A 15,760-nucleotide genomic window follows, 5' to 3' on the forward strand; every position below is an offset into this window, starting at 1 on the left:
TTCTTCACGCAGAGCAATCCATGACCCGATCCATCGACGCCGTCGCCTTGCGCGGCTGGCTTAACGACGGCCAGCCGCTGGCGCTGTTCGACGTGCGCGAGCACGGGCAGTATGGCGAGGGCCATCCCTTCTTCGCCGTGCCGCTGCCCTACAGCCGGCTGGAACTGGACGTGGCGCGCCTGGCGCCGCGCCTGGGCGAGCGCATCGTGCTACTCGACGACGGCGACGGCGTGGCCGGGCGCGCGGCGCAACGGCTGGCGGCGCTGGGCTACCGGGACGTCACGCTGCTGGCCGGCGGCGCTCCGGCCTGGGCTCTGGCTGGCTTCACTTTGTTCAAGGGCGTCAACGTGCCGTCCAAGACGTTTGGCGAACTGGTAGAACACCTGCAGGAAACGCCGCGCCTGAGCGCCGCGGAACTGGTGGCGCGCCGCGCCGCCGGCGAGCCGCTGGTGCTGGTGGACGGCCGCACCTTCGAAGAACACCAGAAGATGACCATCCCCGGCGCGCACAGCCTGCCCAACGGCGAACTGGCCTTGCGCCTGTCCGCCCTGCTGCCGGATGCACGGACCACCGTGGTGGTGCACTGCGCCGGGCGCACGCGCAGCATCATCGGGGCCCAGACGCTGCGCAACCTCGGCCTGCCCAATCCGGTGCTGGCGCTGGAAAACGGCACGCAGGGCTGGTACCTGGCCGACTATACGCTGGAGCACGGCAGCCAGCGCCGCTACCCGCCCGCCCCGGCAGCCGGCGAGCTGGCCGAAGCGCGTGCGCGCTTGGCCCGGCTGCTGCAGCGCGACGGGCTGCCCGCGCTGTCGGCCACGCAGGCGCAGCAGTGGCTGGACGACGACCGCCGCACCACCTACCTGCTCGACATCCGCACCGCGGAGGAATTCGCCCAGGGATCGATCGACGGCGCGCGGCATGCGCCCGGTGGCCAGCTGGTGCAGGCCACCGACCAGTACATCGGCGTACGCGGCAGCCGCGTGATCGTGTTCGACGACGACGGCGTGCGGGCGCCCGTGGTGGCGAGCTGGCTGCATCAGCTCGGCTACGAGAGCGCCGTGCTGGCCCATGGCGTCAATGCCGCCATCAAGGCACCCGCGCCGCCGCGCACCCTGCCCGCCCACGCCCTGCCGGTGCTCGACGCCAACCTGCTGCGCGCTCTGTATGCCGAAGCGCCAGATACGCTGCGCTTCGACCTGCGCGACAGCGCCGGATACGCACGCGGCCATGCCGAAGGCGCAGCCTGGTCGATCCGCCCGCGCCTGCCGGCCACGCTCGACCGCCTCGGTGCCACGCACGACCATCCGGTCATCCTGATCGCCAGCGAGCCGCATATTGCCAACCTGGCCGGCCTGGACCTGCTGGCCGAAGGCTACCGGCATGTATATCGCCTGGCCGAGGGCTACCGTACCTGGCAAGCCGCAGGCCTGCCCGAAGCAGCAGAAGCCACGCCTCTGCCCCCCGAGACGTGCATCGACTACCTTTTCTTCGTGCACGACCGCCACGAAGGCAACAAGGACGCCGCCCGCGCCTATCTGGCCTGGGAAACGGGACTGATCGCCCAGTGTGCGCCGGACGAGATCGGCCGCTTCCGGATCCCGGCGCCCGCCGCGCTGGCGCCGGCCCGTCACAAGGCCGCGTGAAATCATTCGCCGTTGGCTTTGGCCATCCCGGAAGCGTTGCTCTCGGGCGTTGTTATCGACTCGCGGACAACTCGCCTGCCATTGATTAATATCTCATAATAATTACCAATAAATTATGTAATACCATAATACGTAGATAGCTTTTGCTATGATATTTCATATCTTTTGATGTGAAACTATGCTGCCGTGCGGCGCCTGATCGAAGGCAAGGACAGCGGCCCGGACCGCGAAGCCAGGACATCGGTCGAGATGTTCCTGGAGCAGGAACCATGAACCCCGGACTGCGCCCCCGTTACCTGGAGGTACACCTGCACGGCGTGCTGTGCGGCTACCTGTGCGAAGTCGAGCGCACCTGCCGCTTTGTAGCCGCGGAAGCCTTTCGTGGCGACCCGTTGCGACCCACGCTCAGCCTCTCGCTGACCTTTCCCGGCAATGACACGCTGACCGCGGCGGTGCTGGCCAACCCCTTCCACCCCGCGCTCTACAACACCAACGGCGCGCTGCCGCCCTACATCGCCGGGCTGCTGCCCGAAAGCGAATTGCGCAAGCGGCTGGAAGCCACACGCCATCATCCCGAGGACCGCGACGATTTCGGCATCCTGGCCGCCGCCGGCGAGGACCTGCCCGGCGCGGTGGTGGTGCGCCCCGCGCCCATCGACGCCCTGCCCGCGCACGTACGCACGGTTGGCATGACGGGTGGCGCGGACAACCTGGAAATTGCCGTGATCGAGGGCGCCACCGAAGGCGCGGCCTCGGTCTCGGGCGTGCAGAACAAGATTGCGCTGTCCACCGCGCATGCCGGCAAGCGCTACACCATGCCCACCCATGGGCACCTGTCGGACCTGATCGCCAAGCTGCCCGCGCGCAACGACGACAGCCAGGTCTTCAACGAATACGTGTCGATGCAACTGGCACAGGCCGCCGGCGTGGCGGTCGCGCCGTGCCGGCCCGCGCCGCTGGCTGCCATCGAGGTGGAAGGCATGGCCGAAGCCCTTGGCGCGGATCTGCACTTCCTAGCCGTGGACCGCTTCGACCGCGAGCCGGGCGGACGCGTGCATGCCGAGGACGGTTGCCAATTGCTGACCCGCATGCCCAATCGCAAGTACGCCGGCCGTGACGCCCACGCCGTGCTGGTGCAATTGCTGGAGCGGCTGAGCGTGCGCGGGATCGAGGATGTGCGGCAGTTCTTTATCCGACAGGCCGTCAACACCCTGCTGGGCAACAGCGACGCCCACCTGAAGAACTTCTCCTTCCTGTACCGCAACGGCATCGCGCCAGAGCTGTCGCCTGCCTACGACATCGTTAGCGTGGCGGCCCTGCCGGGCTTTGCCGGCTTCGGCCAGAACGTCGCCGTCGACCGCCAGCAGCGCGTGCAAACCCTGCAGACCTACCGCGAGTTCGCGCGCGAGGCGAAAATCGCCGGGCGCATTGCCACCGCCGCCGCCAAAGATGCGGTGGCCATGGCCCATGAGCAATGGCCGGCCTTGCTGGAACAGCTACCGGCTCCGGCGGGCATGCGGGCGGTGGTGCTGGAGCGGCTGGCGACGCTACCGCTGGCACGGCGCAAATAGACGGACCCCGGAAAAGCGGACCCCGCCTCAGGCCAGCAGCCGGTACGCCAGCCGTGCCGCCACCCGCGCGCCCTGATGATCGCGGTCGTAGTTGGGGTTGTATTCCGCCAGGTCAGCCACACGCAACTTGCCGCTGCGCCGCACCTCGCCCACCAGCGCCTCGACTACCGCCAGCGGCACGCCAAACGCAGCGGGCGCCGAGACGCCTGGCATGACGGCGGCCGGCAGCGCATCCAGATCGATGGTGAGATAGACATGCCCGGCCAGGGCCATGCGCTCCCTCAACGCGGCCAGGCGAGCATCGAGATGCCGTTCCTGCAAGTCGACATCCTCGACGTAAGACACGCCCAGTTCGTCGGCCCGGGCAAACAGGGCCGGGGTATTGGCGAGACGGCTCACGCCCAGGCAGGCATAGTCGAACGGCAGCCCGCGGCGCGCACTCTCGCACGCGATCTGGTCGAACGGCGTTCCGGAACTTGCTGGCCGGCTGGTACGCAAGTCGAAGTGTGCGTCGATATTCACGATCAGCAGCCGGCCGTCGTCGCCGGCGGCATCCAGATGCGCCCGCAACCCCTGCCAGCTGCCCCAGGCGACTTCATGGCCGCCGCCCAGCACCAGCGGCAAGCCGCCGCCGTCCAGCACAGCACGGACCGCCCCCGCCAGGCGTTCCTGGGCGGCTTCCAGTGCATCGTCTTCGCAGATCACGTTGCCGGCGTCGTACAAGGCTGGCAGTCCGTGCGCCGGCACATTGGCCAGGGCGCGGCGGATTGCATCCGGCCCCTGCGCCGCACCGGCGCGGCCTTGGTTGCGCAGCACGCCGGCATCGCAGGCGAACCCCACCAGCACCGGCGATCCGGCCGGCAGCGGCGCACCCGCGGCGCGCACAACATGGAACAAGCGCCTGGTATCGCCACGCTCGCCTGCGTCGGTACGGCCCTGCCAAAGAGACTCTGTCATTGCCATGGTCATTGCCGCGTCAGCACGGCTTGCAGGAAACCGCGCGTGCGCTCGTGCGTGGGCGCGGAGAAGATGACGGACGGCGGACCGGCTTCGATGATGCCGCCGCCGTCCATCACCACCACGACATCGGCGACCTCGCGGGCAAAGCCCATCTCGTGCGTGACCACCACCATCGTCATGCCTTCGGCGGCCAACACCTTCATCACTTGCAGGACCTCGCCCACCAGTTCAGGATCGAGCGCGGAGGTGGGCTCGTCGAACAGCATCACACGCGGCGCCATGGCGAGCGCGCGCGCAATGGCCACACGCTGTTTCTGCCCGCCCGAGAGGCTGGCCGGCATGGCGTGCGCCTTGTGTGCCAGGCCCACTTTCTCCAGCAGCGCCATCGCCTTGCGCTCGGCGTCGTCGCGCGAGGCGCCGCGCAGCATGCGGGGACCGAGCGTGACATTGTGCAGCACGGACAGGTGGGGAAACAGGTTGAAGGACTGGAACACCATCCCGACTTCCGTGCGCAAGCGGTTCAGTTCAGGGTCGGCTATCAGCAGCCCCTGATCGAGCAGCCTGGTGCCACAGATCTCGATGGTGCCGCTCTCCGCTTGCTCCAGGCCGTTGCAGCAGCGCAGGAACGTGCTCTTGCCCGAGCCGCTGGGCCCGATCACCACCACCACTTGCGATGGCTCCACATCGAAATCGATGCCCTTCAGTACCGTATGGTCGCCGAAGGATTTGCCTAGATTGCGGATCCGGATGATTGCGGAATCGCTCATTGCACCATGCCTCCCATACGCAGCCGTTGCTCCATGTGCCGCAGGAACAATCCCGCGGCGCTGGTCAGCAGCAGATAGACCAACGCGATTGCCAGGTACACCTCCAGCGAGCGGTAGGACACGCTGATGATCTTCTGCCCTTCGTGCATCACGTCGTGAATGGTCAGCAGCGATACCAGTGCGGAGTTCTTGATCAATGCGATGAACTCATTGCCTAGCGGCGGAATCATGCGCACGATCGCTTGCGGCAGGATCACCGCGCGCATCGCCTGGCCTGACGACATGCCGATGGAACGCGCAGCTTCCATCTGGCCCTTGTCGACAGACTGGATCGCGCCCCGCACGATCTCGGAGACATAGGCGCCGGAATAGACGCCCAGGCCGATCACGCCGCAAACGAATGCCGGTAGAAGGATGTCGAACTGCGGCAGCCCGAAGAAGAGCAAGAACAGTTGCACCAGCAAGGGCGTGCCGCGAATCGCGGTCACATAGGCGGTACAGATGCCATACACGACGCGACGCCGCGGATCGAGCCGGCCGATGCCAACCAGCAAGCCCATCACGCACCCGAGCACCAGCGCGCAGGCTGTCACCTCGACCGTGACCACGGCGCCGCGCACCAGGTCGGGCCAGCCTGCCCAGACCGGCGAGAAATCCAGTTCCATGATGTCTTCCCGCCTTACTTATGCGCGGCGCCGAACCATTTCTGGATCAACTGCGCATAAGTGCCATCGGCCTTGAGCTTGGCCAGGGCGGCATTCACCGCGCGTGTCAGCTCCGGCGTATCCTTGCGCACCGCCATGCCGTACTCCTCGGTGGTCAGGGCTTTCTCGACCACGCGCATACCGCCGCGCGCCTTGACATATTGCATTGCGGCGGGCCTGCCGGTCACTGCCGCATCCGCGCGGCCAATCTCGACCAGGTTGAACATTTCCTGGTTCTTTTCGACTTCCACGCGCTGGACCTGCGGATAGTTTTCGCGCAGGAAATTGACTGACTTGGTACCGACCTGCACGCTTACCTTCTTGCCATTGAGATCCGCCGGGGCGTTGATGGCGGCATTGCCGGTCTTAACCAGCGCGACCAGGCCGCCGGTGTAGTAGGGATCGGTGAAATCCACCACCTTGCGGCGTTCCTCGGTGATGTAGATGCCGGACACCGCCATGTCGAAGCGGCGCGAGATCAGGCCGGGGATCAGCCCCTTGAAATCGATGTCGGTCCATTCGACGCGCTTGCCCATCGTCTTGGCGAGCGCTTCGACCAGTTCGACATCGAAACCCGTGCGCTTGCCGTTCTCGACGAATTCCATTGGCGGGAAAGTGGCGTCAGTGGCTACCCGCAGCACTGCGTTGTCCTGGGCTCGCGCCAGGCCGGCAGCCAGGCTGAGGCCCATCAGGCCGATAAGCAGGCATTTGCGTCGAAGATTCATCAGTCACTCCTCTTGTAGATATTGGAATTGGTATTGGTTATTGCGTACCCGGTACTGGGTGCTGGGTACTAGAAGGCCTGCAGTCCGGCCGAGACTCTTCCTGCGGCCGACCTCGTCATCTCGATCAGGAGCGGCTCGCGCCCCTGCGTGCGGGTGGCCGGCGCCATCAGCGTGATCGAACCAACCGCCGCCGTCTTCTCGCGCCGGCGGAACACCGGCACGCTGACGCCCCACACGCCGGCATCCACCTCGCCCTGGCTGACTGCATAGCCAGCCCGCTCGATGCCAGCAAGTTCGTCCAGCAACTGTTCTGCCTGCATGGCGTCCATATCAGGCAGGCCAAGAACGATGCGCCTGCGTGCGTCCTCATGCATAAACGCAAGCAGGGACTTTGCCGACGCCCCCGCTCGCAATGGCACGCCGCGCCCCTTTTCAAACGAGCAACGCAGCGACTGCCGGCTCTCTATCATTTCCAGGCACACCGCCTGGTCCTTGACCGCCACCACCAGCCCTACGCTCTCGCCGGATTGCTGTGCCAGCCATTGCATTTCCGGCTGCGCTTCACGCGCGAGGTGAGAGGCCATGTCAAAGCCAAGCGCCAGTTGCAGGCTGATCGGACCGGGCGCATACCGTCCGTCCGACTCCAGCACGAAGCCCCATTTCTTGAGCAGCACCAGTTGGCGGTACAGCGTGCTCTTGGGCAAGCCGGTGGCAGCGCCCAGTTCGCGCACGGTCATCGGCTTGCCCTGCTGGGCCAAGGCTGCGAGCACAAAAAGCACGCGATCCGCACCAGCGGCGGGGTAATTGGTTTCGGGGGCATCGGCTTCGATCTGCATAGGACGAGAGCATGCGGGTGTTTTCCCAAATATAAAAACTGTGATTCCCAATCCTTGGGAAATCAGGCCTAGGACTTACCCTAGCATCGAAATAAATGGCTTTCCGCTTGCGTCATCACCGGGATGCTCCCGGATCCACTTCCCATGCCATGTACACGTCAAGCGCCAATCGCGGCGAAGAACGAATGCCTGCGCGACTTAGACGCAGCGTCCCGGGCAGGCCTTGCGCCTGCCGGGTCCAGGGAATCCCTGTGGGAAGCCTCGCGCCGCGCCGGCCCACGTGCCGGCAGCGGATCAACTCAACCCGTCCAGCACCAGGTGCTGTCCATGGATGGCCTGCGCGGCGTCCGAGGCGAGGAAGGCAATGGCGCGTGCCGCCGCCGCGGTCGAGACCCAGTCGCTCGGGTCGGCGGCCGGCATGGCCGCGCGGTTGGCATGGGTGTCGAGGATGCTCGGCGCGATGCTGTTGACGTTGACGCCGCCCCTGCGCACCTCGTGCGACAAGCTTTCCACCAGACGCTGCAGCGCGCTCTTGGACGCGCAATAGGCCCCCATCGCGGCGGCCCCACTGGCCGCGCCGCGCGCCGTGACCGCCACCACCTTGCCGGCGCCCTGGGCGAGCATGGCGGGCACCAGGTGCTGCGTGACGGCCACCAGCGACCAGGCGTTGAGATCCATCATCCGCATCCAGGACTCCCGGCTGAGCGCATGGACGGACTCTCCCATCTCGAAGCCGCCAGCCACATGCACCAGTACGTCGACACCGCCAAACGCATCGAGGATGGTGCGTGCCGCCACCGCCATGCTGTCCGGCGAGGTCACGTCGGCCGCCAGCAGCAAATGCCAGTCGGCAGCCTCGGGCACCGGTGCCTGCGCCCGCAGGGCGTCCACGCCCCGGTCGATCAGGGCCAGCCGGGCCCCCTCGTCCGCGAACGCCTGGGTGACGGCCCGGCCTAGCGCACCGGCTGCGCCCGTGATCACGATGCGGCGCGGGGATGCTGACGAATCCATGGTGTTCTCCTGTGTCGTCGGGTAACGGATAGAGACAGACCGAGAGCGAGATGCCAAGGGCAGGCCCTGGCCGGACCGGCACCGGCTCCGCGCGCCCTCTCCAGCCTCCTAGTCACCATAGACCGCAGGCCTTCGCCTGGAAACCCGACTCTGCACATTCGGCGTGCCCGCCCCCTGGCAGGCGGTCCGGACGCCACTGGACAACCCTGTCCGGAAACGTTGCAAAATCTTACAAACGATAATCATTATCATTTACAATCCGCCGCTTTAGCCACTCCCGCAGTACGATGCTCTCTCGCCAACTGATTGCCCCCGTTACCCTGGGTTGCCTGCTCTCCCCCGCCATGGCGCAGACCGCCACGGACGCCGTGACCACCTTGCCATCCGTCACGGTCAGCGCCGCCGAAGATCCGCGCACCGATACCGGTTTTGCCACGCGCAGGGCGGCGAGCGTGACCAAGTCCGGCACCTCGGCGGCAGACAGCGCGCAATCGATCACCATCATCACGCGCGACCTGATGGACAGCCAGCAGGCGCAAACCCTTGGCGACGCGCTGGGCAATTCCGCCGGCGTGGTCACCAACGTCTACGGCCGGCGCGGCTGGGACGACGTCATCATCCGTGGCCAGCGCGCCTCGGAATCCGTGTTCGTCGATGGCCTGCTGGTCGAGAGCAACAACCGCGTGGCACAGGAACTGTTCGGCGCCGAGCACGTGGAAGTGCTGAAAGGCCCGGCCTCGGTGCTGTTCGGCAAGGTGCAGCCGGGCGGCATGGTCAACATCGTCAGCAAGCGCCCCAGGGCCGAACTGTTCGGCGAACTGGGGCTCACGGTCGGCAACCACGGCCTGCGCCAGGTCACGGCGGACGTCGGCACGCCCTTGTCGGAAAACGGCAAGGCCGCGCTGCGCGTAAATGCCCTGGCGATGAACAGCGACGACCCGACCGACTACGTGTACTACCGCAACCGCTATATCGCGCCGTCGCTGTCGCTGGACCTTGGCGCGCGCACCGACCTGACCCTGCTGGCGAGCCATAACGAGCGGCAATACGTGCGCCAGCAAGGCTTGCCCGTGAACGGCACGCTGACCGCCAACCGCAACGGCACCCTGCCCAACAGCCGCTTTATCGGCGAGCCCGGACTGGCCCCGTACGACGGCGAACAGAACCGGCTCGGCTATGCGCTGACCCACCGCTTCGATTCCGGCTGGACGCTGAACCAGAATTTCCGCTGGCAGACGCTGTCGCTGACCGGCACGCTGGTCACGGCCGGGACCATGGCTGTCAACAGCCAGTTGCTGAACCGCAGCGGCACGCAGCAGGACTTCTCCGGCACCACCATCGGCGTGGATACCAACCTGCAGCGGCGCTTCGACCTGGCCGGCACGCAGCACGAGATCACGCTGGGCGTGGACTACAACCGCAGCACCGAGAGCCGCCTGCAGCGCACCTGCAAGGTCGCGGCGCTGAACGTCTACCGGCCGGTCTATGGCGCGGCCGTCAATTGCCCCAGCACCTATAGCCTGAGTGCTGAAGACAACGTCAGCGCGCTCGGATTCTACGTGCGCGACCAGATGCGGTTTGCCGAGCGCTGGCTGCTGACGGCCGGCCTGCGCCACGACACGGCCCGCACCAGCAGTACCGACCGCCTGCTCGGCGCACGCACGGAAGACACCGCGCGCGCGGTCACCGGCAACGCTGGCCTGATGTTCGACCTGACCACCTGGGCGCGCCCCTATATCAGCTACGCCACCTCCTTCCTGCCGAACAGCGGCACCGACGTCAACGGCGGCACCTTCAAGCCCGAGACCGGCCGGCAGGCCGAGCTTGGCATCAAGTTCGACCTGCCCAACAAGAGCGGACTGCTGACGCTGGCGGCGTTCGACCTGACACGGCGCAACGTGCTGAGCTCCGACCCGGTCAACACCGGCTTCAGCATTGCCACCGGCGAGCAGCGCACGCGCGGGCTGGAGGCCGAGCTGACCGCCGATCTCGGCGGCGGCTGGAGCCTGGCCGGGGCCTATGCCTATATCGCCAGCGAGGTGACGGAAGACACGGTCGCGGCCAATGTGGGCCGACCGCTCAACAACGTGCCGCGGCATAGCGTTTCACTGTGGGGCACCAAGCATTTCCGCGGGGCGCTGGCGGGCTGGTACGCCGGCGCCGGCATGCGCGCCGAGAGCGCCAAGCGCGGCTACAGCTTCAACTACACGGTGCCCGGCTATGCGGTGGCGGACCTTGCCGTGGGCTATGCGGCATCGCACTGGAAGGCCGCGCTCAACGTCAAGAACGTATTCGACAAGGCGTACTACGCCGGCGGCCTCAACAACAATGTGCTGCCGGTGGGCAATCCCCGCACGGTCATGCTCAACATCGGGCTCAACTACTAAGCGAGCGCTACGCCGCCAGCAGGTTTTCGATCAGGCCCACCACATGCCGCACGGCCACGTCGTCGTCGCGGCGGATATGCCAGGCGAGGTGGAGGGCAAACCCCTCCACCGCCACCGGCGGTGCGAAGGTTGCCAGCGCCTGCGCAGGATCCGCCGGCAGGCAGCGGCTGGGCAGCATGGCGATCAGGTCGGAATCCGCCAGCAGCGGCGGCACCATCATGAAACTCGGCACCACCATGCCGATGCGCCGCGACAGGCCCAGCGCGGCCAGCGCATCGTCCAGCGGCGTGCGGCTCTCGCCACGGCCGGATACCAGCACGTGCGGGTAGTCCAGCCAGCGCGCCAGGCTGAAGCCCGCGGCGGCCGGATGGCCGGCGCGCATGGCTACCACATAGTGCTCGCGCAATAACGGGCGACACCGGAAATCCGTGCCCGGCGCGGGAAACACCGATACGGCCAGGTCGCTGTCGCCCCGCGCCAGGGATTCAAGCGCGGCGTCCGCGCCCTGCCAGGGCTGGAGCACCAGGTTCAGGCCCGGCGCGCTCGCGGCCAGCTGACGATGCAACTGCCTCGCCACCAGCACGGCGGGATGGTCCGCCATGCGTACGCGCACGGTCTGCGACAAGCTCGCCAGATCCACCTCCGGTGCACCGATCACCGCGGCCACCGACGCCAGCGCCTGCTTCAGCGGCGCCCGCAAGGCCTGCGCCCTGCGCGTCAGTTGCATGCCGCCGGGAGCACGCTCCAGCAAACGATCCTTGAACAGGTGGCGGCAACGCTCCAATGCGCTGGAGGCAGCCGGCTGGGACAGGCCCACGCGCTGGGCGGCGCGCGAGACGTGAGCCTCGTCGAGCAACGCATCCAGCACCGTCAGCAGGTTGAGATCGATCGCGCGTAAATTCATGAAACAGATAATAGAAAATACAGATTATCCATTGGAGTAATTTCACTCCGGGCGCCATCCTTGAGGCATCGCCACGGCATCACCACGGCATCACCACGGCAGGACCAACCGGAGCCAACCATGCCCAAGACCCTGATTCTCCTGTTCCACCCCCGCTTTGCCCATTCCAAGGCCAATCGTGCCTTGTGCGCTGCCGCCGCCACGGTCCCCGGCGTGGAAATCGCCGACCTCCACGCCTGCTACCCGGACGGTGTCATCGACGTGGACGCCGAGGTACGCCGGCTGCGCGACGCGGACCGCATCGTGTTCCAGTTCCCGGTCCAGTGGTACGCCACGCCCGCGCTGCTAAAGGCCTAGCAGGATGCCGTGCTGACCCGCATGTTCTATCTCGCCTACGAGACCGAAGGCCGCGCGCTCGAAGGCAAGCCCGTGCTGGTGGCGGCTACCGCCGGCAATGTGCCGCAGGCTTATGCGCCTGCCGGTGTGAACCTCTTCCCGCTTGCAGAACTAATGCGTCCCCTGCAGGCAACCGCGCATCGCTGCGGCCTGCCGTGGGCGGAGCCATTCCTGCTGTTCGAGGCCGGCAAGCTGGGCAGCGATGCGCTGGCGGCCGCGGGCGAACGCTACGCGGCACGATTGGAGCAGTGGGATTTCGGGTGCGGGGCGGATGCCCCGTCCCGGTGCAGAGCCGCCTAGGCAGCGGGCCCAAGATCGTTCAAGATGCGGGCTCGCCGCCCGCCGTAGCGTACGGGCGGCAATTCTCCCCACCCCCAACGACGCGGGCCGGCGGCAGCGATCGCCCTCGCCCGCCCGCTTGTTGGCACGCTTGAACGCCTGAGAGTCGCAATTGCCGCTGAACCGCCTGAAACAGAGTGCCACCCTGATCGCCGTGCTGGCGCTGATCGGGTCGATGGCCTCGCTTTGCATCGGCACGTCGTTTGCCAAGAGCCTGTTCACCGTCGTGGGCGCGCAGGGCACCACGGCGCTGCGGGTCAGCTTTTCTGCGTTGATCCTGCTCTGCGTGTGGCGGCCCTGGCGGATGCCGCTGAGCCTGGCCAATGCGCGCGTGATCGCCCTGTACGGCGCCGCGCTGGGCGCCACCAACCTGCTGTTCTATATGTCGCTGCGCACCGTCCCGCTCGGGCTGGCGATCGCCATCGAGTTTACCGGACCGCTGGCGGTGGCGGTATCGTCGTCGCGGCGGGCCATCGACTTCCTCTGGATCGCCTTCGCCGTGGCGGGCCTGCTGCTGCTGTTGCCGCTCGGGCAGAACGTGGCCAACCTGGACCCCGTCGGCATTGGCTACGCGCTGGCAGCGGGCGTGGGCTGGGCGCTGTACATCATCTTCGGGCAAATGGCCGGCAACGCGCACGGCGGGCAGGCCACTTCGCTGGGGCTGACCATGGCATCGCTGGTGGTGCTGCCCTTCGGGCTCGCGCATGCCGGCACGGCCATGTTCAGCCCCTCGCTGCTGCTGGCCGGGCTGGCCGTGGGCCTGCTCTCCAGTGCCATCCCCTATTCGCTGGAGATGGTGGCGCTCAAGCGGTTGCCGCGCCGGACTTTTGGCATCCTGCTCAGCATGGAACCGGCCATGGGCGCGCTCGCCGGGCTGGCGTTCCTGCATGAGACCTTGAACGCGCAGCAATGGCTGGCCATTGCCAGCATCATCACAGCTTCGATCGGCTGCACACTGACGGCGGGCTCGCGCAAGCGCGCCACCGCCGAGGCGTAGATCAGGTCGCCATCACCCGCGGCTCGCCGACAGCCTGCCCGCTTAGCGCCAGGCGCACCTCATAGAGCAGGCTGTCCTCCGGATTGCGCCGGGCGGAGAAACCGAACTCACGCATCAGCGCCAGCATGCGGCGGTTCTCGCTCAGCACGTCGCCGCGCAGCAAGCGCAGGCCGGCGCCAATGGCGGCATCCCGCAGGCGCTGGATCAGCCGGCGGCCGATGCCCTTGCCCTGCCAGTCGTCGGCCACCGCCACGGCGAACTCGCCAACCTCTTCACCCGTCACCACGTAGTTGCCGTTGGCGACGATCACCGGCAACCCGTCCACTTCCGCCGTGACCACCAGCGCCAGGCCGGCCTCATTTTCGAGGAACAGGTCGATCACCGCATCCGACACACGTCCGCCGGTCAGGAAGCGGTAATACCGGCTCTCCCGCGACAAGGCCTGGACAAAGGCCCTCTCCCGCTCCGCATCGCCTGCGCGCACCGCGCGAACCACCACCCGTTCACCGCCGCTCAGCAGCCAGGTTTCCGCGCATTCCGGGCAGGCTGCGTGCGAACCGGTCACGGACGGGAGGGCTTGGCTGGCCAGGCTGAGGTGGTGGATGGGTTGCATGTACGGCTCCTGACTTCATATTCCATATCCAGGAGTATAGGCAATACCATGACTATTGCAAATGAAGTTAGCCTGCTATCCTGAATCCATGGATCTCACCGCCCAAGAACTCCGCAACTGCTCGATTGCCGCGACCCTCTCGCTGATTGGAGAGAAGTGGACGATCCTGATCTTGCGCGACGTCTTCCACGGCGTCCGGCGCTTCGACGAATTCCTGGAGCGCCTGCAATGCTCCCCCGCCGTGCTGTCCGCAAGGCTTAAGACGCTGACCGAGGCAGGCATCCTGCGCAAAGTGAGCTATCGGGAACCCGGCGAGCGCGAACGATTTGAATACCGGCCCACGCGCGCTGCGGTGGAGTTGCTGCCGGTGATCATTGGGCTAATGCAGTGGGGCGATCGTCACATGGCCGCCAGCGGCAAGGGGCCGGTGGAGTTGCACACCCGCCCGGAGCGGCGTCAGGTGCGTGCCGCGCTGGTGGATGACGCGGACCAACTGGTGCGGCCCAACGATATCGAGATTTCGCGCACCAGCCGGTAGGCAGGATACGGAGTGTAAGCGGCGCTTACCTGAGGCCTTCCCAAAGGGATGCATGGCCAGCCCGTGACATAAAGCTGCAGCCCATGCCACGGCTGACCCCGACCGCTGCCCCAGATCGACATGGCGGCGAACTGGACGACCACTAGCCCCTCCTCACCGACCGGGCGGCGGACGGATGAAAGCGGTCATTTCCGTACGGTCGGAACTGCACGGATCATGCGGCTGCCCAGGTCGACGAGCCGCTGTCGCCTTCGGTAGAGCCGATAGTTGCGTTGCCAGCTCAATTGACCGGCTGGGGCTCGGGGAAGGTCCAGGCACCCGAGAGAATTTCCGCGCGAGGCCGGTACAGGCGCACCGTGTAGTTCCAGCCAGCGACAATCGGCACGCAGTTGGGCACCTGCGTGTCGCAGCCGCCGAAATGGATCGGGATCGAACCATCGCTGCCCTTCTTCGCCGTGAGGTTGTTGATCGTATAGGCGTTGGCGGGATTCTTCTGGAAGTAGCCCTCGGCGTTGTAGACGCTCACCGACCAGAACGCATCCACTGGCACATCCTTGACATTGAGCTGATAGACGGTCCCGCCGTCATTCCTGGCGGGGGTGATGTTGAGATAGGTGGCGTCCTTGTCGGGATTGCCGCCCCAGGCTGCCGCTGTGCCGATCAGGCGCCGTACCGGATCGACCTCCTCCTTTGTGCCGAACGCCTTCTTGAAGTCCGGCATCGTCGAAGACAGTACCAGGAGGGCATCGCGGACCTTCTTCTGGCTGACCGGATCCCAGTTGGGCGTTTCGAGCTTGCCGGGCACTTTCTGGCTGACCTTGATAGCGTCCTGCAGGGCGTGGACTTGCTTGATGTCGTTCGGGCTGTTGGGGTCGACGAGTGTGCGGATCGCGGTGACCACGTAGCGCGTGCCGACGTTCTCGCGAGTCAGGGTATGGGTGCCCGCGCCGTAAAACACGTTCGGCACGTAATGGTCCTCATTGATGACCTGCATGGACATGAAGCGCTTGCCCGGGTCCGGCAGGGTGATGGTCACCGGGCCGGCGTCAAGGTCAAAGACGCCAGACGAATAGAGGGTGTCGCGGTTGAGGCGGATCACCGTCTGATGGTCGATCGACGCAGGCTCCCGGCGATGAAGCAGCTTGCCCACACCGCCCTGTTTGGCGAGTCCCCCGACATACATATCGGTCTCCGCACGGATGAAGTTGTCGACCGTTACGGGAACAGGGGCGCCACCGGGCGGCGTCACCGCAGGTTGCGATTGCGCGGTGCCAAGCGTGGCGAGCGTGGCGCATATGGCGCAGGCGGAGGTTAGTGTTGTTCTCATGAAAGATTCCATTCGTTTGCTCGCGATCGCACATTTATT

14 protein-coding genes and 1 pseudogene are annotated in these 15,760 nt (G+C 66.4%); 6 read left to right on the forward strand and 9 right to left on the reverse strand.

Annotated features, from left to right (window positions below; translation table 11 throughout):
• The first annotated feature begins 20 nt into the window (after positions 1-20).
• Positions 21-1,646, forward strand: coding sequence for a rhodanese-like domain-containing protein (locus ACZY0R_RS02225; RefSeq protein ID WP_488856932.1), 1,626 nt, complete (start codon positions 21-23; stop codon positions 1,644-1,646).
• A gap of 269 nt (positions 1,647-1,915) precedes the next feature.
• The gene (locus ACZY0R_RS02230; RefSeq protein ID WP_488856933.1) at positions 1,916-3,217 is read left to right on the forward strand and encodes a type II toxin-antitoxin system HipA family toxin; all 1,302 of its coding nucleotides are present in this window, start codon (positions 1,916-1,918) and stop codon (positions 3,215-3,217) included.
• 27 nt (positions 3,218-3,244) lie between these two features.
• Here ACZY0R_RS02230 and hutG read toward each other — a convergent pair whose 3' ends face one another.
• The 6 genes from hutG to ACZY0R_RS02260 all read right to left on the reverse strand — a co-directional run bounded on the left by hutG (position 3,245) and on the right by ACZY0R_RS02260 (position 8,220).
• Positions 3,245-4,186 (reverse strand): formimidoylglutamase, encoded by a 942-nt coding sequence (gene hutG / locus ACZY0R_RS02235; RefSeq protein WP_488856934.1) that lies wholly within the window; start codon positions 4,184-4,186, stop codon positions 3,245-3,247.
• On the reverse strand, positions 4,183-4,944 hold the full coding sequence (locus ACZY0R_RS02240) for an amino acid ABC transporter ATP-binding protein (RefSeq protein WP_488856935.1): 762 nt from the start codon (positions 4,942-4,944) through the stop codon (positions 4,183-4,185). Before ACZY0R_RS02240 ends, hutG begins: the two co-directional genes overlap by 4 nt.
• Positions 4,941-5,609, reverse strand: a complete 669-nt coding sequence (locus ACZY0R_RS02245) for an amino acid ABC transporter permease (protein WP_488856936.1) — start codon at positions 5,607-5,609, stop codon at positions 4,941-4,943. The genes ACZY0R_RS02240 and ACZY0R_RS02245 overlap by 4 nt, the downstream gene beginning before the upstream one ends.
• A 14-nt stretch (positions 5,610-5,623) precedes the next feature.
• A complete protein-coding gene (locus ACZY0R_RS02250; RefSeq protein ID WP_488856937.1) occupies positions 5,624-6,373 on the reverse strand; it encodes a glutamine ABC transporter substrate-binding protein in 750 nt (249 codons plus the stop codon).
• A 68-nt stretch (positions 6,374-6,441) separates the two neighbouring features.
• Complete coding sequence (locus ACZY0R_RS02255) at positions 6,442-7,209, reverse strand: IclR family transcriptional regulator (protein WP_488856938.1); 768 nt, start codon at positions 7,207-7,209, stop codon at positions 6,442-6,444.
• Positions 7,210-7,503: 294 nt separating this feature from the next.
• Positions 7,504-8,220: an SDR family NAD(P)-dependent oxidoreductase gene (locus ACZY0R_RS02260; protein WP_488856939.1), complete on the reverse strand. Its 717-nt coding sequence runs from the start codon at positions 8,218-8,220 to the stop codon at positions 7,504-7,506.
• A 287-nt stretch (positions 8,221-8,507) separates the two neighbouring features.
• On the opposite strand from ACZY0R_RS02260, the gene ACZY0R_RS02265 reads away from it, so the two are divergent.
• Positions 8,508-10,607, forward strand: coding sequence for a TonB-dependent siderophore receptor (locus ACZY0R_RS02265; RefSeq protein WP_488856940.1), 2,100 nt, complete (start codon positions 8,508-8,510; stop codon positions 10,605-10,607).
• Between the two features lie 7 nt (positions 10,608-10,614).
• Here the strand turns inward: ACZY0R_RS02265 and ACZY0R_RS02270 are convergent, their stop codons facing one another.
• On the reverse strand, positions 10,615-11,511 hold the full coding sequence (locus ACZY0R_RS02270) for a LysR substrate-binding domain-containing protein (protein WP_488856941.1): 897 nt from the start codon (positions 11,509-11,511) through the stop codon (positions 10,615-10,617).
• Between the two features lie 120 nt (positions 11,512-11,631).
• On the opposite strand from ACZY0R_RS02270, the pseudogene ACZY0R_RS02275 reads away from it, so the two are divergent.
• Together ACZY0R_RS02275 and ACZY0R_RS02280 are read left to right on the forward strand one after the other, a co-directional pair.
• A pseudogene (locus ACZY0R_RS02275) lies at positions 11,632-12,207 on the forward strand (NAD(P)H-dependent oxidoreductase).
• A gap of 151 nt (positions 12,208-12,358) precedes the next feature.
• The gene (locus ACZY0R_RS02280) at positions 12,359-13,243 is read left to right on the forward strand and encodes an EamA family transporter (protein WP_488856942.1); all 885 of its coding nucleotides are present in this window, start codon (positions 12,359-12,361) and stop codon (positions 13,241-13,243) included.
• Between the two features lies 1 nt (position 13,244).
• Here ACZY0R_RS02280 and ACZY0R_RS02285 read toward each other — a convergent pair whose 3' ends face one another.
• The gene (locus ACZY0R_RS02285; RefSeq protein WP_488856943.1) at positions 13,245-13,856 is read right to left on the reverse strand and encodes a GNAT family N-acetyltransferase; all 612 of its coding nucleotides are present in this window, start codon (positions 13,854-13,856) and stop codon (positions 13,245-13,247) included.
• 88 nt (positions 13,857-13,944) lie between these two features.
• Here ACZY0R_RS02285 and ACZY0R_RS02290 point away from each other — a divergent pair, with 88 nt between their 5' ends.
• A complete protein-coding gene (locus tag ACZY0R_RS02290; protein ID WP_488856944.1) occupies positions 13,945-14,394 on the forward strand; it encodes a winged helix-turn-helix transcriptional regulator in 450 nt (149 codons plus the stop codon).
• A 280-nt stretch (positions 14,395-14,674) separates the two neighbouring features.
• On the opposite strand, the gene ACZY0R_RS02295 is transcribed toward ACZY0R_RS02290, so the two are convergent.
• A complete protein-coding gene (locus ACZY0R_RS02295; RefSeq protein WP_488856945.1) occupies positions 14,675-15,721 on the reverse strand; it encodes a DUF1254 domain-containing protein in 1,047 nt (348 codons plus the stop codon).
• Positions 15,722-15,760: the final 39 nt, after the last annotated feature.

The sequence above is a fragment of the Cupriavidus sp. F041 genome, from assembly GCF_057814235.1.